16 protein-coding genes are annotated in these 22,455 nt (G+C 45.6%); 7 read left to right on the forward strand and 9 right to left on the reverse strand.

Translation table 11 applies throughout. The annotated features are described in order from the left end of the window. Positions 1 to 112 precede the first annotated feature (112 nt). From NDA06_RS16820 to NDA06_RS16830, 3 genes are all read left to right on the forward strand, one after another. A complete protein-coding gene (locus tag NDA06_RS16820; RefSeq protein ID WP_190985872.1) occupies positions 113 to 4,819 on the forward strand; it encodes an MHYT domain-containing protein in 4,707 nt (1,568 codons plus the stop codon). Between the two features lie 272 nt (positions 4,820 to 5,091). Next, positions 5,092 to 6,906, forward strand: coding sequence for an EAL domain-containing protein (locus NDA06_RS16825; RefSeq protein ID WP_190985871.1), 1,815 nt, complete (start codon positions 5,092 to 5,094; stop codon positions 6,904 to 6,906). 166 nt (positions 6,907 to 7,072) lie between these two features. Then, on the forward strand, positions 7,073 to 8,371 hold the full coding sequence (locus NDA06_RS16830; protein ID WP_190985870.1) for a response regulator: 1,299 nt from the start codon (positions 7,073 to 7,075) through the stop codon (positions 8,369 to 8,371). A gap of 107 nt (positions 8,372 to 8,478) precedes the next feature. On the opposite strand, the gene NDA06_RS16835 is transcribed toward NDA06_RS16830, so the two are convergent. From NDA06_RS16835 to NDA06_RS16850, 4 genes are all read right to left on the reverse strand, one after another. Further along, positions 8,479 to 10,026 (reverse strand): ATP-binding protein, encoded by a 1,548-nt coding sequence (locus NDA06_RS16835; RefSeq protein WP_190410246.1) that lies wholly within the window; start codon positions 10,024 to 10,026, stop codon positions 8,479 to 8,481. Positions 10,027 to 10,034: 8 nt separating this feature from the next. Further along, positions 10,035 to 10,481 (reverse strand): response regulator, encoded by a 447-nt coding sequence (locus tag NDA06_RS16840; RefSeq protein ID WP_190410245.1) that lies wholly within the window; start codon positions 10,479 to 10,481, stop codon positions 10,035 to 10,037. Next, positions 10,474 to 11,931 (reverse strand): ATP-binding protein, encoded by a 1,458-nt coding sequence (locus NDA06_RS16845; RefSeq protein ID WP_190985869.1) that lies wholly within the window; start codon positions 11,929 to 11,931, stop codon positions 10,474 to 10,476. Before NDA06_RS16845 ends, NDA06_RS16840 begins: the two co-directional genes overlap by 8 nt. A gap of 364 nt (positions 11,932 to 12,295) precedes the next feature. Next, complete coding sequence (locus NDA06_RS16850; RefSeq protein WP_190985868.1) at positions 12,296 to 13,753, reverse strand: heme peroxidase family protein; 1,458 nt, start codon at positions 13,751 to 13,753, stop codon at positions 12,296 to 12,298. Positions 13,754 to 14,531: 778 nt separating this feature from the next. Here NDA06_RS16850 and NDA06_RS16855 point away from each other — a divergent pair. Together NDA06_RS16855 and NDA06_RS16860 are read left to right on the forward strand one after the other, a co-directional pair. Beyond that, on the forward strand, positions 14,532 to 14,744 hold the full coding sequence (locus NDA06_RS16855; RefSeq protein WP_190410242.1) for a DUF2945 domain-containing protein: 213 nt from the start codon (positions 14,532 to 14,534) through the stop codon (positions 14,742 to 14,744). A 9-nt stretch (positions 14,745 to 14,753) separates the two neighbouring features. Further along, a complete protein-coding gene (locus tag NDA06_RS16860) occupies positions 14,754 to 15,083 on the forward strand; it encodes a DUF3140 domain-containing protein (RefSeq protein WP_190410241.1) in 330 nt (109 codons plus the stop codon). Between the two features lie 289 nt (positions 15,084 to 15,372). Here NDA06_RS16860 and NDA06_RS16865 read toward each other — a convergent pair whose 3' ends face one another. Then, positions 15,373 to 16,362, reverse strand: a complete 990-nt coding sequence (locus tag NDA06_RS16865; protein WP_190410240.1) for a pentapeptide repeat-containing protein — start codon at positions 16,360 to 16,362, stop codon at positions 15,373 to 15,375. A gap of 399 nt (positions 16,363 to 16,761) precedes the next feature. After that, the gene (locus tag NDA06_RS16870; RefSeq protein ID WP_190410239.1) at positions 16,762 to 17,001 is read right to left on the reverse strand and encodes a hypothetical protein; all 240 of its coding nucleotides are present in this window, start codon (positions 16,999 to 17,001) and stop codon (positions 16,762 to 16,764) included. Positions 17,002 to 17,177: 176 nt separating this feature from the next. On the opposite strand from NDA06_RS16870, the gene NDA06_RS16875 reads away from it, so the two are divergent. Then, the gene (locus tag NDA06_RS16875; protein ID WP_190410238.1) at positions 17,178 to 17,903 is read left to right on the forward strand and encodes a TPM domain-containing protein; all 726 of its coding nucleotides are present in this window, start codon (positions 17,178 to 17,180) and stop codon (positions 17,901 to 17,903) included. Here NDA06_RS16875 and NDA06_RS16880 read toward each other — a convergent pair. Both NDA06_RS16880 and NDA06_RS16885 read right to left on the reverse strand, forming a co-directional pair. Next, the gene (locus NDA06_RS16880) at positions 17,900 to 18,283 is read right to left on the reverse strand and encodes a DUF4346 domain-containing protein (RefSeq protein WP_190410237.1); all 384 of its coding nucleotides are present in this window, start codon (positions 18,281 to 18,283) and stop codon (positions 17,900 to 17,902) included. The genes NDA06_RS16875 and NDA06_RS16880 overlap by 4 nt on opposite strands. Positions 18,284 to 18,393: 110 nt before the next feature. Further along, entirely contained in the window at positions 18,394 to 19,575 is a 1,182-nt protein-coding gene (locus tag NDA06_RS16885) for a GNAT family N-acetyltransferase (protein WP_190985867.1), read from the reverse strand. Positions 19,576 to 20,143: 568 nt separating this feature from the next. On the opposite strand from NDA06_RS16885, the gene NDA06_RS16890 reads away from it, so the two are divergent. After that, complete coding sequence (locus tag NDA06_RS16890; RefSeq protein WP_190985865.1) at positions 20,144 to 21,775, forward strand: chemotaxis protein CheB; 1,632 nt, start codon at positions 20,144 to 20,146, stop codon at positions 21,773 to 21,775. Between the two features lie 82 nt (positions 21,776 to 21,857). Here NDA06_RS16890 and NDA06_RS16895 read toward each other — a convergent pair. Continuing rightward, positions 21,858 to 22,455 (reverse strand): S-layer homology domain-containing protein (locus tag NDA06_RS16895; RefSeq protein WP_348251782.1); only part of this gene is annotated, 598 nt, incomplete at its 5' end.

Here is a 22,455-nt window from a genome sequence, read left to right on the forward strand (position 1 = left end):
TCAAAAAAACTCGTGGGGCGAGATTAAGGAAGCCATTCACAAATGCATTCCTTTCGCTGAAAAACTTTTTTATATCGATTGATTTTTAGAAATCCGCGACATTGAAAAAGATATGCATAGCGTAATGGCTGGCACTTATAACCTAGGTTTAGTAATCCTTTCTTTTGCGATCGCGGTAATAGCTTCTTACACAGCCCTAGACTTAGCCGGACGAGTGCGGTCTGCTGTGGAACGGGGACGATGGCGCTGGCTTCTGGGTGGAGCAGGGGCAATGGGAACCGGAATTTGGTCAATGCATTTCATTGCTATGCTGGCTTTCCAATTGCCACAGGCTGTCAATTACGATGTGTGGATCACCCTGTTCTCCTTGATGTGCGCGATTCTTGCTTCAACTATTGCTTTATGGCTGCTGAGTCGCGCTGTTTCAATCCCGCTGGTCATCGGCGGCGGGGTTTGTATGGGAATTGCCATTGCATGGATGCACTACACAGGTATGGCAGCCATGCAAGTCCAGGCGACGATTGAGTATGACTGGAGATTGGTGAGCCTATCGGTAGCGATCGCTATCATTGCTTCTTTTGCCGCGCTTTGGCTGGCATTTCGACTACAAGAGCAATCCTCCAAAGGTCTGCTGTGGCAGAAATTCGGCAGCGCTCTCCTGATGGGAATTGCCATCAGTGGGATGCACTACACGGGAATGTGGGCGACTCACTTTACCCCTCACAAAGTCTTTCCACTAGAGCCGTCTCCCCCCATCACTCAGTCTTGGTTGGCGATCGCTATCGGGATTGCTACCTTGTTCATTTTGAGCCTAGCCCTATTAACCTCTCTATTCGATCGGCGTTTAACAGCGCAGTTAGTTCGAGAGCAAGCGTTACAGGAAAGTGAGAACCGCTTTCGGATGCTGATCCGAGAAATGCAGGTAGGAGTATTACTGCTCAATGCTAATGCCGAAATTCTCACCTACAATCAAGCTGCAATTAATCTCCTCAATCTCAACGCAGAAGATTTATCGCATCAGGTATTTGGTGCAAATTGGCTGTTGCAGCAAGAAGATGGTACACCCTTCCCAACGCCAGAGCTACCCGTGCAGTCCAGCATTGCCCAGCGCCAACCGATTCATAATATTATCGTCAGAATCGACCATCCTGAGAGCCATAATCAACGCTGGCTGCTAGTAAATGCCGACCCGCAGCTAGCAGAGGACGGGAGTGTAGAGCGAATTGTTTGTACCCTCAGCAATATTACGAACCAAAAGCAAGCGGAAGCCGCACTCCGCCAAAGTGAAGAACGATTTGCTTTAGCGGTAGAAGGAGTTAATGGCGGGATTTGGGATTGGAATATTCCAGCAAATTATATATATCTGTCGCCTCGCTGGAAAAGTATGTTGGGCTATGAAGACTTAGAAATTCCGAATAGCATCGATACTTTCAACCAAATTCTGCACCCAGAAGACTCAGAGCGAGTGTTAGCGGTGATGCTTGCCTATTTAACTAAGAAAATCCCCAACTACGAGGTAGAGTTTCGGGCATCCCATAAAGATGGCAGCTGGCGCTGGATTCTGACCCGTGGCGTGGCATTGTGGGATGAAACCGGCACAGCCTATCGCATAGCAGGTTCCCATACTGATATTACCGATCGCAAGCAGAGGGAAGAGGCACTGCACTTAATGGTTGAGGGAACAGCTTCTGCAACTGGCAATGAGTTCTTTCGCTCTTGTGTCCGCTATCTCGCCAAAGTTTTGGGAGTCCGCTACGCTGTAGTCGGTCAATTTGCAGATGATACTGAAACTAGAGTGCGAACTTTGGCATTCTGGACGGGTGAGGATTTTGGCGAAAATTTCGAGTACGACTTGGCGGGTAGTCCTTGCGAAAACGTGTTGAAAGGAACGAGCGGTTTTTATCCATCCGAGGTACAAGAACTTTTTCCTAACTTCCCAGCGTTAGAGCAGTTAGGCGCACAAAGCTACTGGGGAATTCCGTTAAGAGACTCGGCTGGCAATACAATTGGCAATTTGGCGGTGTTGGATGTGCAGCCAATGGCTCACGATCCTGGCAAAGAAATGATTATGAAAATTTTTGTTGCCAGAGCGGGAGCCGAGCTGGAGCGGAACTTAGCGGAGGAATTGCTGACAAAACGAGCAGCGATGGACAGTTGCTTGAGCCGGATTTCTGGAATGCTGATTGACGAAAACTTAGATACTGCGATCACTTTCACGCTGCAAGCCGTTGGCGAGTTTTTGGGGTGCGATCGCACTTACCTGTTTGATTACTCCGATCGCCAAAACGGCTGGAATATGACCCACGAGTGGTGCGGCTTTGGCATTCAGCCAGCGATCGAGCGGTTTCAAGGTTTACCCGTTGAAAATCATCACTGGGTTCACAACCAACTTTTGAGTGGCAAAACGGTTCAATTTCCTGCCGAACGCCCACCCTTAGCCGCCGAACCAACCTTGACGAAACTTCAGTGTATCCAGTCTCGGCTTGCCGTTCCGACGCTTTACGCTGGTACGGTTGTCGGTTTTATGGGTTTAGATGCCATCAGCTCTTCCAAAATCTGGAGTCAAGAAGAAATTAATTGGCTTAAATTAGTCAACGAATTCATTGCAGTGACTCAGGCACGTCAAGCAGCACAAGCCGCATTACGGGAGAGTGCAGAACGGGAAAAAGCGATCGCTTTCGTGATTCAGCGAATGCGCCAAACCTTAGAAATTGACAAAATTTTTAGCGCTACGACTGAAGAATTACGCCATGCGATTAATTGCGATCGCGTTGGTCTCTATCGTTTCCATCCCGACTGGAGTGGGGATTTTGTATCGGAGTCGGTAGCAGAAGGTTGGAATTTGCTAGTTCCCGAACAAATTCATCAATCTCAGCTGCCCAAGGTTGCCGTTAACCAGGTGGGTTGTGCTGGCAAAACTTTAGGAAGTGCAGAGGAGCCAATCCAAGATACTTATTTGCAAGCAAATCAAGGCGGGACTTATCGCCAAGGAACCAGTTATCGTTGTGTCCCAGACATCTACCAGGCTGGATTTGACGCTTGTTACCTAGAACTGTTGGAGCGCTTTCAAGCACGAGCTTATATCATTGTTCCGATTTTCCATAGCAATCAACTGTGGGGCTTGCTAGCAACTTACCAAAATTCCGGTTCTCGCCAATGGCAAGAGGCAGAAATCAAGATGGTTGTTCAAGTTGGGGCACAGTTAGGCGTTGCGATCCAACAGGCAGAATTGCTAGCGCGAACTCAACAGCAGTCAATTGAACTGATGATCGCCAAGGAAGCCGCTGATGCTGCCAACAGTGCTAAAAGCGAATTTCTTGCCAATATGAGCCACGAACTAAGGACACCCCTCAATGCCATCCTTGGTTTTACCCAATTGATGAGCCTTGATACCTCCCTATCTGCCGAACATCAGAAATACCTGGAGATCATCAGTCGCAGTGGCGATCATCTGCTGGCATTGATTAACGATGTTTTAGAGATGGCTAAAATCGAGGCAGGGCGAGTCACGCTACATGAAAATGACTTTGACCTGTATTGTCTGCTCAATAGTCTCGAACAGATGCTACAACTCAAAGCCACAAGCAAGGGACTCTTGCTTAACTTTGAATGCACGGCTGCTGTCCCCCAGTACGTCAGAACCGACGAAAGTAAGCTGCGTCAGGTCTTGATTAACCTTCTCGGTAATGCCATCAAATTTACTGACAAAGGGAGCGTAACCCTGCGCGTTACAGGGGAGGAAGGAGAGGCGGAAAGCAGGAGTGTCGGGGAACAAGCAGACTCCTCACCTGTGCCTTTTATCCGCCTGCTCTTTGAAGTGGAAGATACTGGCCCCGGTATTGACCCAAATGAATTCGATCGGTTATTTGAAGCTTTTGGACAAACCTCAGTTGGGCTGAAGTCCTGTCAAGGCACGGGTTTGGGCTTACCGATCAGTCAAAAGTTTGTCCAACTGATGGGGGGAGGAGCGATCGCAGTCAGTAGTCATCCAGGTCAGGGAGCCAAATTTACCTTTGACATTCAGGCAGGTTTGGTTGAGCAGATGGAGATTGAAACATCCCAATCTATCTATAAAAAAGTTATTGGTTTAGCTCCTGACCAACCCATCTATCGTGTTCTAGTTGTGGAGGATAAGCCCACAAATCGTCTCCTCCTAGTTAAGCTTCTTACTTACTTGGGCTTTGAGGTGCAAGAAGCTGAAAATGGTCAAGAAGCTGTGGCAATTTGGGAGAGTTGGGAACCCCATCTAATCTGGATGGATATGCGGATGCCTGTGATGAACGGCTATGAAGCTACCAAAAAAATTAGAGCTTCCTTAAAAGGTGAGGCAACCATAATTATTGCCCTAACTGCCAGCGTTTTTGAAGAAGACAGACAAATTATCTTGTCAGCGGGATGCGATGACTTCGTGCGTAAACCTTTTCGAGAAGAGGAACTACTCTTTAAAATGAATAAATATCTAGGGGTGCAATATCTCTATGAGGAGGAAGCATTACCCACCGAAAGCAGGAAGGAAAATTTACCAGAGACTTCCGATTCTGACATCCCCCTTCAGATTTCCACTATGCCCTCTGAATGGATACAACAGCTACACTATGCAGCTTCCCAAGGCAGCGATTTCTTGCTCCTTCAGCTCCTTCAGGAAATTCCCCCAGAAAATTCGTTTGTTATAAATGCTTTGACCAATTTGGTTGAAAATTTTCAGTTTGAGCAAATTATGGAATTAATTCAATCAACTCAAACACAGCTTACTGGTAAAAACTCACAGCAAACCTCCCTCAATTTTTCGCCTCTTCTATCACATTCCCAACAGGAGTAGGATATTGAAAAATTTTGTTGCAGGATGGCAAATAGGTTTTTTCCCATTGCCTTCCTCTACTCTCACACCTGTGGAAGATGATTGCAGAATGTCTAAGATAAGTGGTTAAATAATATTTAACGCTGCAATCAATTCGTTCAAAACTTTTTAAACCTTTATCATTAACTGCAAACAGGAAATATAAAAAAGATGACTTTTAAATAATATTCCAAACTAACGAATTTTCCAAAATCGATGATAAAAGAATTGAAATAAATAATTTCTCCCTCGTTATGGCAAAAGAAGATATTCTCATCGTTGATGACACCCCTGAAAACTTGCGTTTTCTGTCTGGTCTGCTAATGAAGCAAGGCTATACCATTCGCAAGGCATTAAGCGGGCAAATGGCACTGACAGCAATACAAACTGTTATCCCCGATCTAATTTTGCTTGATATTATGATGCCTAGCATGGATGGTTATGAAGTTTGCGAAAAACTGAAAGCCGATCCAAAAACTGCTGCAATTCCTGTAATTTTCTTAAGCGCTCTCAGCGAGGCTTTTGATAAAGTAAAAGCTTTTTCGGTTGGCGGAGCTGATTATATTGTCAAACCTTTTCAATTTGAAGAAGTTTTAGTTCGTGTTCAAAATCAACTAGAGTTAAGAGCCGCAAAAATCCAAAACCAACAACTGAATGCTCAACTTGAAGAACGAGTGAAAGAGCGGACTTTTCAGCTAGAAGTAGCGAATCAAGAACTGAGGCGAGAAATCAACGAGCGAAAGCTCCTTCAAGAAAAACTCATAAAAATGGCACTTTATGACAATCTCACAGGGTTGCCTAATCGAGTTTTATTTATGGAGCGTCTAGAACAAGCTCTCACACGCACCAAGGAACATTCAAAAGAGGCGTTTGCCGTGTTGTTTCTTGATTGCGATCGCTTTAAAGTAGTCAATGATTCTCTCGGTCATCTTGCTGGTAACGAACTGTTAATTAATTTAGCTCGCCGCCTAGAAAAATTACTCAGTCAACATCATACTTTGGCCCGGTTGGGCGGTGATGAATTTGCGATTATCTTGACAGACGTTGGAAATATCAGCAGTGTACTCCTTATCGCCGATCAAATCCTTCAATCTTTTGCTTCTCCGTTTCAACTAAATAAACAGGAAATTTTCATCAACGCTAGTGTTGGAATTGCTATGAGCAATCCTAATTATGAGCGAGCAGAACATATATTGCGAGATGCAGACATCGCAATGTATCGTGCCAAAACCTTAGGAAAAGGTCAATACCAAATTTTTGACCCAAAGATGCACGATGCTGTGATTCAAGTTTTACAGCTTGAAAATGACCTGCGTAGAGCCATCGAACGACAAGAATTTATTGTCCACTATCAGCCAATTATTGCCCTTGATACCAGCAAGATTGTTGGGTTTGAAGCATTAGTTCGCTGGTATCATCCTCAACGAGGAATGGTATCGCCTGGATTGTTTATTCCTGTAGCAGAAGAAACAGGTTTGATTAACCAACTTGGCAATTGGGTTTTGCGGGAAGCTTGCTATCAGCTTCAGCAATGGTATCAGGAAAAACTGATCGATTATCCCCTATTTATGAGTGTCAATCTTTCAGCGCGACAATTTGCTCAGCTAGATTTAATTGAGCAAATTGACCAAATCCTCGCGGAAACCCAACTGAATCCTCAAAGCTTGAAGTTAGAAATCACAGAAAGTGTTCTGATGAATAATACTCAATCTGTAAAAGCGATTATTCAGCAACTTCGAGAACGTAAGATTCAGTTATGTATTGATGACTTTGGTACCGGGTATTCTTCTCTGAGTTATTTATATAATTTTCCTGTTGATACTCTCAAAATCGACCGTTCTTTTATTAGTTATTTAGATGAAAAAACAGATAGTTTAGGACTAATTCCGGCGATTATGAAGATTGCTCAAACTCTAAATATGAGTGTAATTGCTGAAGGAATTGAGACGGGCGAACAGCTATCTCAGCTAAGAAACTTAAATTGTGAATTTGGACAGGGATATCTATTTTCCAAACCCGTAGAGGGAAAAAAAGCAACAAACTTAATCGTATCGGATACACAGCAATAATATTTAAGCTAAACGTGTAGTCTATGTTACTAGATATAAGTTTAAATTAAATAAAGATAGTTAATTAAATTGAAATAGCACCTATTTTTTTACAAAGATTAACTATTTTGGATGCAGCGATAATCAGCAGGTTGACAATTTTGATACTCTTTTAATTCAAAGCCCAATGGATTCCAAATTAGCAAATACCTTCAAAGCCGATATTCTGATAGTTGATGATACACCAGACAATATTCGCTTTTTATCTTCCCTGCTGTTAGATAAAGGATATAACGTTCGTAAATCGATTAATGGTCAAATGGCTTTAACCGCAGTTAAGACACTTCAGCCGGATCTAATCTTGTTAGATATTAATATGTCGGGCATGAATGGTTATGAAGTTTGCAAAAGGTTAAAGGAAGATACTGAAACTTCCTCTGTACCTGTAATTTTTTTAAGTGCTTTGGATGATGTTTTAGATAAAGTGAAAGCTTTTCAAGTTGGGGGCGTAGACTATATTACTAAGCCTTTTCAAATTGAGGAGGTTTTGGCGAGAATTCAAAATCAACTAACAATTCAAAGCCTTCAAACTCAGTTGAAAAATCAGAATTCACAACTTCAACAAGCCTTGGGCGATCTCAAAAAGGCTCAAGCACAACTAGTTCAAAAAGAAAAGATGCTTGGGTTGGGTCAATTAGCCGCAGGAATGGCTCACGAAATCAATAATTCTATTGGCTTTATTTCTGGCAATCTCGATCCAGCACGCAAATATATTCAAGACTTGATAAATCTAATTTCCCTCTATCAAAAAGAGTATCCAAAGCCTACTCTTTCCATTCAAAAAGCAATCCAAGAAATCGATTTAGATTTTCTCAATTCAGATATTCAGAACCTTGTAGGCTCAATGCAAACGGGTGTAGAGCGTATCTGCACAACGCTCCTGGCTTTACGTATTTTCTCCCGCCTTAATGAATCAGATATTAAAGCTGTAGACATCCATGAAGGGTTGAATAGCACTTTATTATTGTTGCAGCATCGACTTAGAGGAGAAGGGAAACGTCCGGAGATTCAGGTAATCAAAAAATATGAAAACTTACCCTTAGTTAATTGTTATGCTAGCCAGCTTAACCAGGCTTTTCTTAATATTTTAAATAATGCTATTGATGCTCTAGAATTGGGGGTTGGGCAAAACTTTTCTGAATCTTCCAGTCCAACAATTTGGATTAGTACAGAGTTTAGTGCTTGGGAAACGATTGTTATCCGAATTAAAGACAATGGGATTGGCATTGCTGAAGAAATGCGATCGCGTTTATTTGACCCGTTTTTTACGACAAAGCCTATAGGTCAAGGCAGCGGGTTAGGGTTATTGACGACTTATGAGATTATAGTAGAAAAGCATAAAGGTCAACTGTCGTGTCATTCATTCCCCGGACAGGGTGCAGAGTTTACGATTGAAATTCCAGTACATCTTGTGAAGACCACATAGGCTTAAACGAAGCCGAAAGCGGAAGAGACGCTACGCTCAACTTTTTTAGTCACCAATTTATCTTCGGTTGGAGGCTCGAAATGTCAAGCAAAATTTTTTCAAATTCCCTAAGATTGGTGATGTAAATGGCGTTCCTGTGGAGGAACCCGTCCCGGTGAGTGATTGAATGGCAACGTGACGATAAATGTTGTTCCAATACCGACTTCACTTTCTACTTGAATCTCTCCCCGATGTAAATCTACACACATTTTGGCAATGGAAAGACCTAATCCGGTTCCTTGAATTGGTCCTACATTGCTACAGCGATGGAAGGTTTCAAACAGACGTTGTTGATCTTTTAAAGGAATACCAATTCCTTCATCTTTTAAGCGGAAAGTAGCTTCTCCATTTTGGAAAACTAAATCAAAGTAGATATTGCCACCTTGGGGCGAATACTTAATCGCGTTGGAAAGTAAATTAGTGAAGATATGCCGCAGCAAGACTTCATCCATTTCAACTTGGGGGCGTTTCCCTTGACAGGTAAAGATAATGTTGTGCTGTCTAGTAGCACAAGCTTGTAAAGTTGCTGTGAGATCCCAGCAAAATTTTTCTAAATCGAGTCGTGCGGGTTTAAACTGAAGTCCACCTGCCTGAGTTTGACCCAAGATCAATACCTCATCTAATAGGTGGAGCATATTGCCGATGGCACCTTCAATCCGCTCGAAGTATTCATTTCTCTTCTGTTCGGTTAAGCTCTGATTGTAGGCTCGAAGTAACTCCGCAGACATCCGAATTGTCGTCATGGGAGTGCGGAACTCATGGGAAACGATGGAAACGAAGTTTGATTTGAGTTGGTTGAGTTCTCGTTCCTGTTCCAGGGCTTTGAGGATTTCTGTCATTGCGAGTTTGCGATCGCTAATATCTCTGCCTTCCACAATCAGCAACACCACTTTCCCCGTTTCGTCCGTCAAGGGCTTTAAGGAAAAATCAATCCACAGCATCACATTCAGTTCGCCCTGTACCTGGATCTCATGACGGACAAAATGACCGTTCGCGGCGTAGGCGATCGCATTTTTCAACCAATCCTGGCTTTCCTGGCAATAATTCCAACATTTTGTCTGCCACATCAAGTGACCAACATAATCTTCTAATTGAAGACCGCTGAAGTTAAGAACTGTTTGGTTAACTTCCAGGATCTTTCCTTCTGGTGTCAACAACCCCATTAATTGAAATGTCTGCTCAAAAATCCCTCGGAAGCGTCGTTCGCTTTCGTGCAGCTGCTTGAGAATTTGTCCGCGTTCAATGGCGTAGCGGATCGTCCGCACTAGCAATTGCATTGTAATTTGATTTTTGACGAGATAATCCTGTGCCCCTGTTGCTACCGCTTGTAGGGCAAGTTCCTCATCATCAAACCCGGTCAGCACCACAATGGGGATATCTGGTGCAGCTATCCGGAATTGTGCTACTGTGTCCAATCCATCCGAGTCAGGAAGAGAAAGATCCAATAAAGCAACATCCCAGGAATCAGCGCTACAAGCATCAATTGCGTCGCCCAGCCGCTCAACGTGTACTAATTGCCATCCCTCCTGATTTGAGCGCGAGAACAGTTGGCGTAGCAAGTTGGCATCGCTGGGGCTATCTTCCACTAGGAGGACTTGAATCGGCGTTTTGTACATAACTGGGGTTACTCTAGTGGGAGTCTTACTGCTGCCAGCCAGAAATCATTGATCAATTGCACAATCCGAATAAATTGCTGCATATCAACCGGCTTCGTTACGTAGCAGTTGGCACTGAGGTTATAAGACTTAAGTACATCCTCTTCATCGGCTGAGGTGGTGAGAACGACAACTGGGATACGTTTAAGATCGGGGTCTGATTTGACTTCCATGAGGACTTCTCGCCCATCCATCCCTGGTAAATTGAGATCGAGTAAAATCAGGTCTGGACGTGGAGCATTGGCATATTCACCTTCCTGTCGCAGAAATTCCATTCCCGCCTCGCCATATTCAACCCAGTGCAGGTTGTTAGCAATCTTAGCTTTTTTAAATTCTCGGATGGTTAAATTCGCATCGCTGGGAGAGTCTTCAATCAGCAAAATTTCCACGGATCGGAAGGTATAGCGGCTATTCATGCGAGTTCGTGGCTTCTAAGAGTGAAGGGTCAGGCGTGAGGGGAATGGTAAAGTAAAATGTCGTTCCTACTCCTGGTTGCGATTCGGCCCAGATGCTTCCACCGTGACGCTCGACAATTTTTTTGCACATAGCCAGACCAATGCCAGTACCAGGAAACTCTCGACGGGTATGAAGACGCTTGAATATCTCAAAAATGCGATCGAGATACTGTGGCTTGATACCAATTCCATTATCACGTACCGAAAAAAGCCATTCCCGATCTTTTAACTCCGCTGTAATGTGAACTTGGGGCGGTTCCTCACGGCGGAACTTAATGGCGTTGGCGATTAAATTTTGAAATAACTGGAGCCATTGGGTTTTGTCACCGTTTACTTGGGGCAGAGGGTCGTGGGTGATGGTGGCGTTACTTTCTGCGATCGCGACTTGCAAATTGTTTATCGCCTGAAGCAACACCTTCTCCCCATCAATGGAGACAAACGCTTGAGTTCGAGTGCTGACGCGGGAATAGGCGAGCAAGTCTTGAATCAACTGCTGCATCCGCGTTGCACCGTCTATTACATAAGCCATATATTCCTGTGCAGACTCATCCAGACTGTTTTGATACTCCTGCACTAACAGTTGGGTATAACCTGACACTGCCCGTAATGGCTCTTGCAAATCATGGGAAGCTACATAAGCAAACTGCTCTAGTTCTCGATTGGAGCGCTGCAAGTTGGTTGTGAGTTGCTCCAATTTCCGCTCTGCTTCTAACCGTTCCGCAATCTCAGTTTCTAAAGCAGCGTTTGTCTGAGCAAGTTTTTCGGTTGCTAGGATGCGATCGCGAATTTGCTTTCGCAACAGAAAGTAAATCGCAATCAGTAGGCTGAAACTCAACAAACCGCCAATACAAACAACCAGAATGGTATAACGAACGCTTCTATTTGTTGCCGCTGCGCGACGCTGCAATAACATTTGCTCTTCTTTTTGCATTGCAGCCAGTAGCTCTTTAATTTTCTCGTATATCGCTGAGTTCCTATCTGTAAAGGCAATTTGAGCGTTCCTGTCTTCTCCTAAATTCCGCTGTCGCAGCTCAATGGATTCTTGCAGCCCCTTCAGTTTTTCGGCAATCAGAGGTTCGAGGAGAGCGAGCCTCTGCTGTTGGAGAAGGTTATCAGCCGTTAATGTCCGAAGGGTTGTGAAGCCCCGGTTACTTTCTTGAATGCCCTGCCGGTAATTGATCAGGTAAGTGTCTTGTCCCGTGATGATGTAGCCTCGCCTTGCTTTTTCGGCACTGTTGATTCCCGAAAGGGTATGCTCGATCTCTTCCCGGACTTGATAAGTGTGATCTACCCATCTAGAGTTATTCAACAGCCTTTGGACGCTCCAGGAGAAAGTGACACCGACGCCAAACAACAAAAGCAGCGCCAGAGTAAATCCACCGCTAACCATTTTTTCTGATGGTTCTTTCATGCCTGTTTTTTCTTTCGAGCGATTGACTAGTGCAATTGGCAACGCTGGGAATAGGGAGCGACTGAGTTTCCGTCCCAACGAAGGCTCAATCTCTTTGAGCAGATGAAGATGACCTAGAAATACTATAAACAACTAAAAAAAATCTAGCAGTCGATAGATTCATTTGAACAACACCCACTTAGGGAACAAGCCGGACCCGAATCGCTAAACCTTGCTACAGAAAAAAGCGGGCAGATTTTCATCCAACCGCTTATCTCTTAGTGGAGAATAGATTTTGCTTGCGTGCGTAGCTTGTGAGAGATTGGCAGCACGCACAAGCGCGATCGCGTACCCAAAAATTAGCCGTTCAGCACTCAGTCGTTCCTTATGGAGCAAGTCCCGCAAACTTTAACAAGTCAACTATCTTGAAGTCGTGCTTTTGCCCTAAAACTGGCTTCCACTTGGGGTCTTGCCGAAGATAGGATTTGCGATCGCCTTGTAGCAGACCGATGAACACCTCCGCAACAATGCGTCCGCCGACAGGCCCCAGTGTCTTGCCTTGCGCTCTCAGCTCCGCTTCCTTCAAAATATAGAACCACAAGGGTGTTCGCTTGTCGAATCCCAAATCTTTGAGGTCGCGCAGATCGGATGGACTCAGAGGATCGATTTCCATCGCTCTGGCTACATCCTGACCGGACGGCAAGCTGAAGGTGAGGTGACGCAGCAGATTGCGCTGCGCGAGCGACCGGATTGGCTCCTCTTGTCCTGGCAAACCGGGTGCTGGAAAAGGCAGCGTGAATAATGCACTTGAGAGTTTAGGATCGATCTTTTTGTTGGGCTTGACTTTTCCGTTTTTGAAATCAAAGAAGGTATCCCAGTCAACAAATCGTCGGGGTGCGCGTTTCCCACCGCGCAGGTCATCCGGGTCACAAAGATTAGGGTCTAAACTGAAATTGAAAATTGGTGCCCTAAACTCTGGCATATCCTGAGTGCCATGATTGGCGATGTATCCCGGTCTGACTTGGCTGTGACCGAAGCGATAGGCAGCGACCGAGAACTCAACTGGGATAAATGGCTGGTTGCGCCAGTTGTAGAACCGCCGACCTTTTTTCAGAATGTCATCCACCAAATCCTGTCCTACGGTTGTGGGCAGGAACTCATGCACGATAATCCACTGGTAGTGCCAGCGAACTAGCTTCTGTGCCTCGGTGAATGCATCATTCGGATCTTTGAGTCCACTATCGATGACGTAATCCACAACATGATTGTGGAATTTCAGAAATGCCAATTGCATCTGAGAAATAATCGTGTTCTCATCATTCCTTGGGTCGCCGATGAGCGCCATATTTTGGCTATTTCGAGGGAGATCGTCCTTCGACCCTTCCCCACCCAATTTCTCAATCAGGAACTTGATGCCTCCCGTTGTTTTGTCATACAAGTGAGGACTGGCTGCACGACCCGAACCATAAACGTTATCTAGCTCTAAGAAAGGCGTTCGGAAATTTTCAATAGATTCCGGGTCATTTTGTCGCTCAAGGCTAGAGGTGGAATCGAAGGTCATATCATGATCTAGAAACTGCCCCAAAAAAGTGAACCCTGCGGTCATATTGGGGTTATCGGTGTTGCTAGGACTTCCAGGTACGGGGTCTGTTGAGTTTAAATTGTCTCCTGCATCCATCAAACCGCCTGGTTTCCCTAGCTCCATCAGCCTCTGGCGCACTGATTTGGAGTCGCTAGCAAAGGGAGGTAAGGACGGGAATAGCCGACCAAATTTTCCTTGATCGTAAGCAGTGGAACGAGGTGGAACTTGGTCTCTTAGATAGAGTTGTCCGTGTCTAGTCATTATGTTTCCTCCTTGTTGATTACCGTTTTATGTGGCGCTGGTTTTGACCTCTACCTCGATCGAAATTTCCGTTTTTCTTGCGTCCAGATTCCACAAAATTGAATTTTCAGTGTTTCTAATCGGCTAATTTTTTTGAAAAATCTCGCTCTGATTATCGATTTAGGAAGAGGTTGAAGAATTCGGATTCCTCAAAATCAATTTGAAATTTACCCTACTTATCAGTAATTTAAAAAAAATGGGGATTTATGAAACTGGTATCTAGTTAGACGATTTAAAATTGCAGATTGTGAAAGATTAGATAGTAATTAATTTCTGCAATTTAAATCGGCAATCGTAAAAGAAGATGGTACTGCTCGCAGGCGATACTAATTTTCAGGTTGCCAGCCAAATCCCTTTGCTTTACAGATATAACCTTTGCTGAAAGTTTCTTGCCAGTCGCTTATTTTTGGTAACTCAGTTGGGTGTCAGTCGATTGGGCGACTTGAAAAATTTTTAATATTGTGCTAGCAAAATCAAGCAATTGGGCGCGATCGCTACCAGGTAAATTTAAGTACGAACTAATGTACTGATCTGTACTCGCATCTAGGCGCACTTGCGATCGCTCAATTTACTCTGCAATTAACTAATCAGTTTCCTAGCAATCAACCACTTACAAAAGGCATATTTGTGGTAGCAAACTTCGGGCGGCTAATCTGTAACTAGACTGATTACTCCCTGGAAATCAGCCACCATAATGTGACAGTTAGTAGATAAAGAAATATTAAGCAGGAGTCAAACTTTGAGCGATCAATTAAAGAAAGGCGACAAGGTTACATGGAAGACCTCACAAGGTGAAACCAGCGGCACTGTGAAGAAAAAACTCACTTCACCCACAGATATCAAAGGACACCACGTCGCCGCATCCAAAGATAATCCTGAGTATCTAGTTGAAAGCGAAAAAACTGGGAAAGAAGCTGCTCACAAGCCTGAATCCCTCAAGAAAGAGGAGTAATGCTGAATTATGAATAATGATGTGAAATCAGCCATCGACGAGTTTCACAGCGTTGTTAACATGACTCCGCAGGAACTTGAGTCCTGGCTTAAAACTGAAGATTCTAAAGCTGTTGGGCAGAAGGATGGAGAGGAAGAATCAACAGGTCACAAATCTGGTAAGCGTATCATCGAGCTGTTGCACAAGAAGAAGGATGAGTACAGCGAAGATGATATATCGCACCTTAAGAAAGTGATTAGTTACGTCCACCGCCACAGCGCACAGCAGCCGTCAGGCGATATAGAACACACGCGCTGGCGCTACTCACTGATGAATTGGGGTCACGATCCGCTCAAGTAACTGTAGTTTTACCAAGAAATTGCAAAAACTCTCTCCAATTTCCCAAAAAAATTTCTCGTTTCTTACGCCTGGAAACGAGAACCTACAATTAACAGCACCGACATAGAATTGCAGCGATACGCTTAGCGCGTATCGCTTCGAGTGTTAAAACCATTTTTTCTATAAATGCCTGCTACAAATAAATGCTCATGAGCTGTAACGAGAAAACAATTACCAATTACCCTTTAGTTCATGTTGTAGCCACAGATACAAATGGTAGAAGTATCGCCCAGGATGCCCGCCAGATAACTTATTCGTGGACTGTGCCATCAGGGAGGATTGCACCCGTTAAGATTGCTTGTTGCCAATCAGAGTCTTCCAGGTAGGCTCCCCGTAGGCTAGCACCAGTCAAGTCGGCTCCACGCATTTCTGCCACATTCAAGTTAGCTCCCCACAAATAGGCTCCCCGCAAACTTGCTTCACTCAGGTTGGCTTCACGCAAGCTTGCCATATTCAGGTTTGCTCCCGTCATGTCAGCTTCACTCAAATTGGCTTGACTCAAGTCTGCCTTACTTAAGTTCGCTTCACATAAGTCTGCTTTGGCAAGTGAGGAGTGATTTAGATTGGATGCGTGCAAATTTGCTCTAGATAGAATCGTTACACGCATCTGGGCTTCAGACAGATTTGTGGCTGCTAGGTTGGCACCACTCAGATTAGCTCCATTCAGTTTGGTCTCGCTGAGGTTGACGCCATCCAAGTCTATGCCATTGAGATCGACGCCATTTAAGTAAGCTCCTCTCAGGTGTACGCCGTTGAGTATCGTTCCTCGCAGCAATGCGCCGCTCAATCTGGCTCCACTCAGATTTGCCCAACTTAGGTTAGCATCCACCAAGTTAGCCGACCGCAAGTTTATCCCCCGCAGGTCCGAACCGCACAGGTTAACTCCGCGCAAGTTTGACAAACGCAGATTTACTGATGTCAGGATTGCACCACTTAGTTTTGCTCCGACCAGCACCGACTTAACGAGGACAGCTCCTCTTAAGTTGGCTTTTGTCAAGTCTGTCTCGATGAATCGTGCTTCGTTGACTTTGGCAAAACTCAGATCGGCTCGATGCAGGCAGGCTCCACTGAAGTTTGCTCCGATTAGGACTGCGCGACTAAGGTTTGCCGCTGATAGATAGGCTCCTGAAAAGTCTGACCCTGATAGATTGGCTCTTTCCAGGTTTATCCCTATAAGATTTTCGCCGCTAAAATCTCTTTGTCCTTCTTCATAGCGCTGTTTCAGTTCTTGTGAATCCATAGGGTTTCTCCAGATTCGCTTACAGATAACTTGTCTATTTTTAGAGTTCCCAAATATATCGCCAAAAATGCATTAACTTTTGGATCATTTTTTGATTTAAGTAGTTTAAATTTTATGAATTTTTTTACATAAAAATTAAGACAATGCGATCGCTTTGTTAGTGGCTCAATTCTCTTTACTGAAGCGAACCGAGTTTTGCCACTCTAGATGCGATCGCTCTCTTTCCATTGCCAAGAGCAAGTCGCGGACTACAGCCCCGAACTAAATGGGCTAAAAGCTAACATCCGTTGAAACGGGTTCAACCGCTTACCAGTAAGCTAAAGCTTACTTTAGCTTCTCGTCGAAATTTATTTCTAAGCTCGCGTCAGTGCGATGAGATTACTCAAAGGATGCGATCGCTCAAAACGGAATATCATCGTCGTAGTCAATCTCATTGGAAAATGGATCGAACGAGTTGGGCTGAGGATTTTCTGGTGCTGTTTGCAGGTCGATCCAACGCTTCGCCAACTCCAGTGCTTCTGCCTCGGTTTTGGCATTATGGACGGGAATCAGGCATTCTCCACCAGCACTCCAAACCTGAACGCAGAATACTGGTCGTGCTTCAATTAGCCAACCCCTGTAAATTTCTGGTGAACTCATAGCTGATACCACCCAGAGCGATTTTATTGATTATTTTGCTAACCTATCGCGCTCACTTTCGATATAACCGAAAAAAGGCTATTTTTAAAAACTAACACGTTCGCTTCCCCGAAAGTGAGTTTTCGGGGAGTTTGTGTAGTATTTTTTGAAAAAAGTCATTTTTGTCATTTCATCCAATGAGACAATTCCTCACTCAAGTCTTTCGCCGAATAAAATTCCAGACGCGCTTGATAGTAGCCATTGCCCTGATGGTTCTGGCTACTCAGCTAATCGCAGCGCCAGTAAATGCTACAGGCGTTTATCAAATTCCCAATTTAGCAGCAGGCGATCGCAACTGGATTCTCGATAAAGCTGAAATTCTCAGTCGCCTTACCGAAGGTCAAATTAACACCGAGTTGGATAAATTAGCCAACGACACAGGCAATCAAGTCCGATTTGTGACCATCCGCCACCTCGATTATGGCGAAACAGTGGAAAGTTTTACCAATCAGTTGTTTGAAAAATGGTTTCCCACGCCAGAAGCGCAAGCGAATCAAATTTTACTGGTGATTGATAGCGTTACGAACAACACTGCGATTCGCACAGGTGAAAAGGTAAAGTCTATCTTGAGCGATGATATCGCCAAGAGCATTGCCGAAGAAACCGTGCTGGTGCCACTGCGGGAAGGCGACAAATACAATCAAGCTTTTTCGGATGCAGGCGATCGCTTAATTGCCGTACTAACAGGTGAGCCAGACCCAGGTCCGCCGGAAGTCAAAGATACGGTTAACGTCGAAAGAACCTTTAAAAAGGCAGAAGAAACCGACACTGGCAACGCGACTATCTGGGTGGTTGGCTTACTGCTCGCTGCCACTGTCATTCCAATGGTGACTTACTTTTTCTATCAAGGCTTCTCCGGCTAGTCTTGAACGTACTCCTGCCCGTTAATTAGAGCAAACTCAGCCCTGACAAATTCGCGCCCCAAATAAGCGGCATGATCCAGCATGGTGAGTGGGGCGGACTGAGTTTGCTCAAAAATTTTTATGCAAAGCTCTTTAGCTGTTCTGCCACTATAGACAGCGGTGTGGGTACGTTCTACCTTGCCTCGCACCGGGATGGGTTTGCCAGTTTCGGGATCGACTGCTAAACCGCGTTCGTTAATGATATTCGTGAAATGTTTAGCGCAAATTAGCCCCGCTTCCCGATCCAGGTAAATGATGAAATATCCAGCCGGATCGAGGTGAATATAACGTTTGGAAAGCTGGTCATCAATGGCAGCTAAATCTTGAGCAGTTTGAGGCATAAAAATCAAGAGATTTCTAAACAATCGACACTGTAAACAGGCTTACAGCCTATCTCAAGTTTAGTTCGTTCCTCTATTTCTCCAGAGCTTTCGTGCCTCTTAAGGTTGTTTTATTCATCGCGCTGGGCAAAAGGTAACTCTTGGTTAATTGCATCAATTTCCAGTTGCTCCATTTCGTTGATTTGATGGATGTGAGTCCGCAGAACTTGACCCAAACGCGGATTATAGAATCGATGCATACTGTAGTTGGAAGTGGCTGGGAAACCGCGACGTTTTTTATGACGCCCACCTGCACCGGGGTCGAAGCTTTGGATGCCATGCGCGATCGCCCACTCAATTGGTGCGTAGTAGCAGGCATTAAAATGCAGACAGTCAATGTCCTGGTAGCTACCCCAATAACGCCCATATAGTTGCTCGCCCTTGGTAAGGCAAAAAGACATTCCGATGGGGTGCAGGTCATTCTCCTCGTCGTAGGCGGCAACAAATAACACTCGATGACGATACTGGGGATACAACTGTTCAAAAAATCGCCGAGTTAAATACTTACTTCCCCACCAGCCAAACTTGTCGCACGTATCGGCGTAGAAGTCATACATTAACGAAAACAGCGGCTTTGGAATCTCATCACCCGTGAGGGTTCTGATTTGCAAACCGGCTTTTTCTACCGCTTTGCGTTCCCGTTTGATGTTACGGCGCTGATTGGCGTTAAAAGCCCCCAGGTAATCATCAAACGTATTAAAGCCCGTATTTTGCCAAATGAAACTATGGTGCAGCCACGGCGTATAACCGTGCCGTTCCAGAACTGGTCGCCATTCGGGGTCTACATAGAGGAAATGACAGCCGCTAATCCGGTTCTTTTGGCAAAAATGGTCAATCGCCTCCACCATTAGCTCGGTTAGCTCATTCTCATCTTCACCAGGGGCGATTAAGAAGCGATAGCCTTCCGCTGGTGTCATCGGAGACATTCCCAGCAATTTTGGATAGTATTGCACCCCTAAGCGTTGGGCTAAATCTGCCCACTGATGGTCAAATACAAATTCACCATAACTATGCCCTTTCAGATAAAGCGGTGCAGCCCCAATTAGCTGCCTGTCTCGCCATATCGTTAGGTGAGTGGGTAGCCAACCCGTTTTAGCGCCGACGCTACTAGAAGTTTCCATATTGTTGAGCCAATCCCATTCTAGGAAAGGCGTTTTCAACGGCAGAGCGATCGCGTCCCACTCGGCTTGCGGCACTTCAGCGATTTTACTAATCCAAGCAACAGAATAGCGGGGTTTAAGTTGTTCCACCATTTAAGAAATTGGGGGTAGAGCGTTGGTTGCGACTCAGACTGGATGAGAAAGCCTCTTCTAGGGTAATGGAACTTTCCCCATCTCATCAAAGAGAAAGCAAAGAGAAAGCGATCGCTTGTGCAAAAACTTATAAATTATTTATTTTGAATCCGCAGCAACGTCTGCTGGCTGCTTCAAGACGCAATTTAATAAAAAGCAGCCGCTAGTACCAAGCTTCTAGTGCTGTAAATCATCAAGGCTTTTTGTATTTATGGTCACTTATGAAGTTCATAGTGAACTCATTCCCCAGCTAGAAGATGGGTGCAACACGAGTAGTTACATTAGTTATAAGTAAGCCAAAGCTTTAAAAATTCCACTGCCTTGCAAGCTTTACAGGGAAGGCAGAAAATAGTGGTTCTCTCAAGAAGATGCTTGGCGACAGAAGGATAGAGCTTCTCGCCAAGCACATTTTCCTTGTAGAAATTCAGCTAAAACCGCCGTAGGTACAATCATCACTAATTGAGCAGAGTTTTCACCCCATTCCATCAATCGGATGGATTTTTCCGCAGTGTTCCATCAGGAGAGGCAAATGCCTGGTCACGACATTATCGTTATTGGAGCTTCCGCCGGGGGGGTAGAAGCCTTGACTCAATTGGTCGCTGATTTGCCGTCGGATCTTCCGGCTGCGATTTTCGTCGTCGTTCACTTTCCAGCGTGGGGTAAGAGTATTCTGCCGCAGCTTTTGAATGGTTCCTTGCACGCAGACCATGCTAAAAACAATGAGAAGATTGAGTATGGGCGAATCTATGTAGCACCGCCAGATTATCACCTGCTGGTGAAGCGCGGATATATCCGCTTGGTGCAGGGGCCAAAAGAAAACAACGCTCGTCCGGCAGTCGATCCCCTGTTTCGCACCGCAGCGAGAGCGTACAAACGCCGGGTAGTTGGGGTGGTATTGTCGGGTACCCTCGACGATGGCACGGCGGGACTGATCGATTTAAAGCGGCAAGGGGGCGTGGCAGTCGTTCAAGACCCAACGGACGCCTTTTTCTCAGGGATGCCAAAAAGCGCCATCGAACACGCAGATGTTGATTTTATCCTGCCGCTGTCGTCAATCGCCCCTGCTTTAGTGCGTCTAGCCCATGAAACTGTGGCAGAGGAAGGAGCCAGCACTGTGTCTAGCGAAAGCGAATTTGATACGGATACCGATATTGTGGAAGTGGATGGAGCCGCTTTACGGGAACGGGGAAAGCCTGGAACCCACTCAAGCTTTACTTGTCCAGATTGTGGCGGGAGTTTGTTCCAACTGAATGAGAGAGGATTGCTCCAGTACCGCTGTCGCGTGGGGCACGCTTATTCAGCAGAGACTCTGGTAGCGGGGCAGTCTCAGGCTCAGGAGGAGGCGCTGTGGGCCGCAATCCGTTCTCTAGAAGAGCGTGCGGAGCTGATGTATAAGATGGCGAAGTATTCGCGCGATCGCAACAAAACCTTGTCAGCACAGCGTTATGAAGCAAAAGCTAAAGAAGCGGAACAACGCTCTGATTTCATCCGGCAGGGGCTTTTCCAAGGTCAATTGCCTGCGACAGTACGGCTAGCCGAGAGTGAGGAATCAGGCGAGAGTGCAGACGGAAATGGAAATCCGCACTCCCCTTTCAAAGTAGTGGTGCTAGCGGCATCTGAGGGGGGGCTGAGAGCCTTAAGCCACATCCTGCCTGCCTTCCCCCCGGACTTTCCGGCAGCGATTATTGTGGTGCAAAAACCCGACATTCAGTCTGCCTCCAGTTTGATAACCGACGCTTTAAATCGCCCTACGACCTTGCCACTCAAGCAGGCACAAGAAGGAGAGCTATTAAAACCGGGGATGGTCTACGTGGCTCCTCCAAATCAGCATCTACTCGTCACCCCGGAGGGGACTTTTTGCCTGTCTGGGGCGGTACTCGTGGACTTTGCACGCCCCTCTGCTGACTTGCTATTGCAGTCACTGGCGGCGAGTTTTAAAGAACGGGCGATCGCGGTTATTCTCTCTGGAATTGGCAGCGATGGTGCAACCGGGGTGCAGGCAATTCATAAGATGGGTGGATTAGCGATCGCCCAAGATGAAAGTACATCGGAATTTTTTGAGATGCCTCGCGCCGCCATTGAGACGGGAAGTGTAGATTTCGTTCTCCCCCTGCACGAGATCGGGTCTACCCTCGTAAATCTCGTGGTTTCTCCAGTGTAGATTTGAGAAGTAGAGGCGAACAACTGTTCGCCCCTAAAGCCGATCGAAACATTTAATCAAGGTGAGGCAGTTTCAGCCTCGATCAAGCCGTCACGATATAGGGTGAGTTGATAGCTGAGACTCGGTTAGCATTCACCAAGGCTTGATAAACGATTGCCGCTACTTCCGCCCGCGTTGCATCGCGGGTGGGGTTAAGTTTTTTGAGCGTTGGATGATTGACAACCAGCTGCTTTTGGGCGGCTGTTGCGACCTCGTCCTTGGCATAGTCAGGAATGCCCGTGCGGTCATCGAAGAAGTTTAACGCGGTGAGAGCGCCCCCGGTTAACTTTAGTCCATTCACCAAGGAGACAATCACTTGGACGCGCTGGACATTGTCGTTCGGTTTGAAGGTTTTATCGGGGAACCCAGAGAGAAATTCACCGCGATAGGCTTGTTGAATCGCAGCGTAACCCCAGAAACTGTTTGCCACATCTTTGAAAGCGATCGCTTCTCGTTTGGCAGGTGGGGTAAAGGCTTTTGTCAATAAGGCAGCATATTGCGCTCGCGTCAGACTGGCATCGGGTCTGAAGGTTTTGTCAGGAAAACCGCTGATAATCTCTTGCTTCACTAATTCCTGAATAAAAGTCTCAGCCCAATGACCTTTAATATCGGTTAGCTCAAGGACTGGAGAGCCACCGCCA

Source organism: Trichocoleus sp. ST-U1 (assembly GCF_039961835.1).
Lineage (GTDB): Bacteria > Cyanobacteriota > Cyanobacteriia > Cyanobacteriales > FACHB-T130 > FACHB-T130.

What these genes read in the sequence shown, in the direction of transcription:
- NDA06_RS16870 (WP_190410239.1), bottom strand. Translation starts at nt 17,001, where the DNA reads ATGAGTTCACCAGAAATTTACAGGGGTTGGCTAATTGAAGCACGACCA.
- NDA06_RS16820 (WP_190985872.1), top strand. Translation starts at nt 113, where the DNA reads ATGCATAGCGTAATGGCTGGCACTTATAACCTAGGTTTAGTAATCCTT.
- NDA06_RS16890 (WP_190985865.1), top strand. Translation starts at nt 20,144, where the DNA reads ATGCCTGGTCACGACATTATCGTTATTGGAGCTTCCGCCGGGGGGGTA.
- NDA06_RS16835 (WP_190410246.1), bottom strand. Translation starts at nt 10,026, where the DNA reads ATGTACAAAACGCCGATTCAAGTCCTCCTAGTGGAAGATAGCCCCAGC.
- NDA06_RS16830 (WP_190985870.1), top strand. Translation starts at nt 7,073, where the DNA reads ATGGATTCCAAATTAGCAAATACCTTCAAAGCCGATATTCTGATAGTT.
- NDA06_RS16825 (WP_190985871.1), top strand. Translation starts at nt 5,092, where the DNA reads ATGGCAAAAGAAGATATTCTCATCGTTGATGACACCCCTGAAAACTTG.
- NDA06_RS16880 (WP_190410237.1), bottom strand. Translation starts at nt 18,283, where the DNA reads ATGCCTCAAACTGCTCAAGATTTAGCTGCCATTGATGACCAGCTTTCC.
- NDA06_RS16840 (WP_190410245.1), bottom strand. Translation starts at nt 10,481, where the DNA reads ATGAATAGCCGCTATACCTTCCGATCCGTGGAAATTTTGCTGATTGAA.
- NDA06_RS16850 (WP_190985868.1), bottom strand. Translation starts at nt 13,753, where the DNA reads ATGACTAGACACGGACAACTCTATCTAAGAGACCAAGTTCCACCTCGT.
- NDA06_RS16875 (WP_190410238.1), top strand. Translation starts at nt 17,178, where the DNA reads ATGAGACAATTCCTCACTCAAGTCTTTCGCCGAATAAAATTCCAGACG.
- NDA06_RS16845 (WP_190985869.1), bottom strand. Translation starts at nt 11,931, where the DNA reads ATGAAAGAACCATCAGAAAAAATGGTTAGCGGTGGATTTACTCTGGCG.
- NDA06_RS16860 (WP_190410241.1), top strand. Translation starts at nt 14,754, where the DNA reads ATGAATAATGATGTGAAATCAGCCATCGACGAGTTTCACAGCGTTGTT.
- NDA06_RS16865 (WP_190410240.1), bottom strand. Translation starts at nt 16,362, where the DNA reads ATGGATTCACAAGAACTGAAACAGCGCTATGAAGAAGGACAAAGAGAT.
- NDA06_RS16885 (WP_190985867.1), bottom strand. Translation starts at nt 19,575, where the DNA reads ATGGTGGAACAACTTAAACCCCGCTATTCTGTTGCTTGGATTAGTAAA.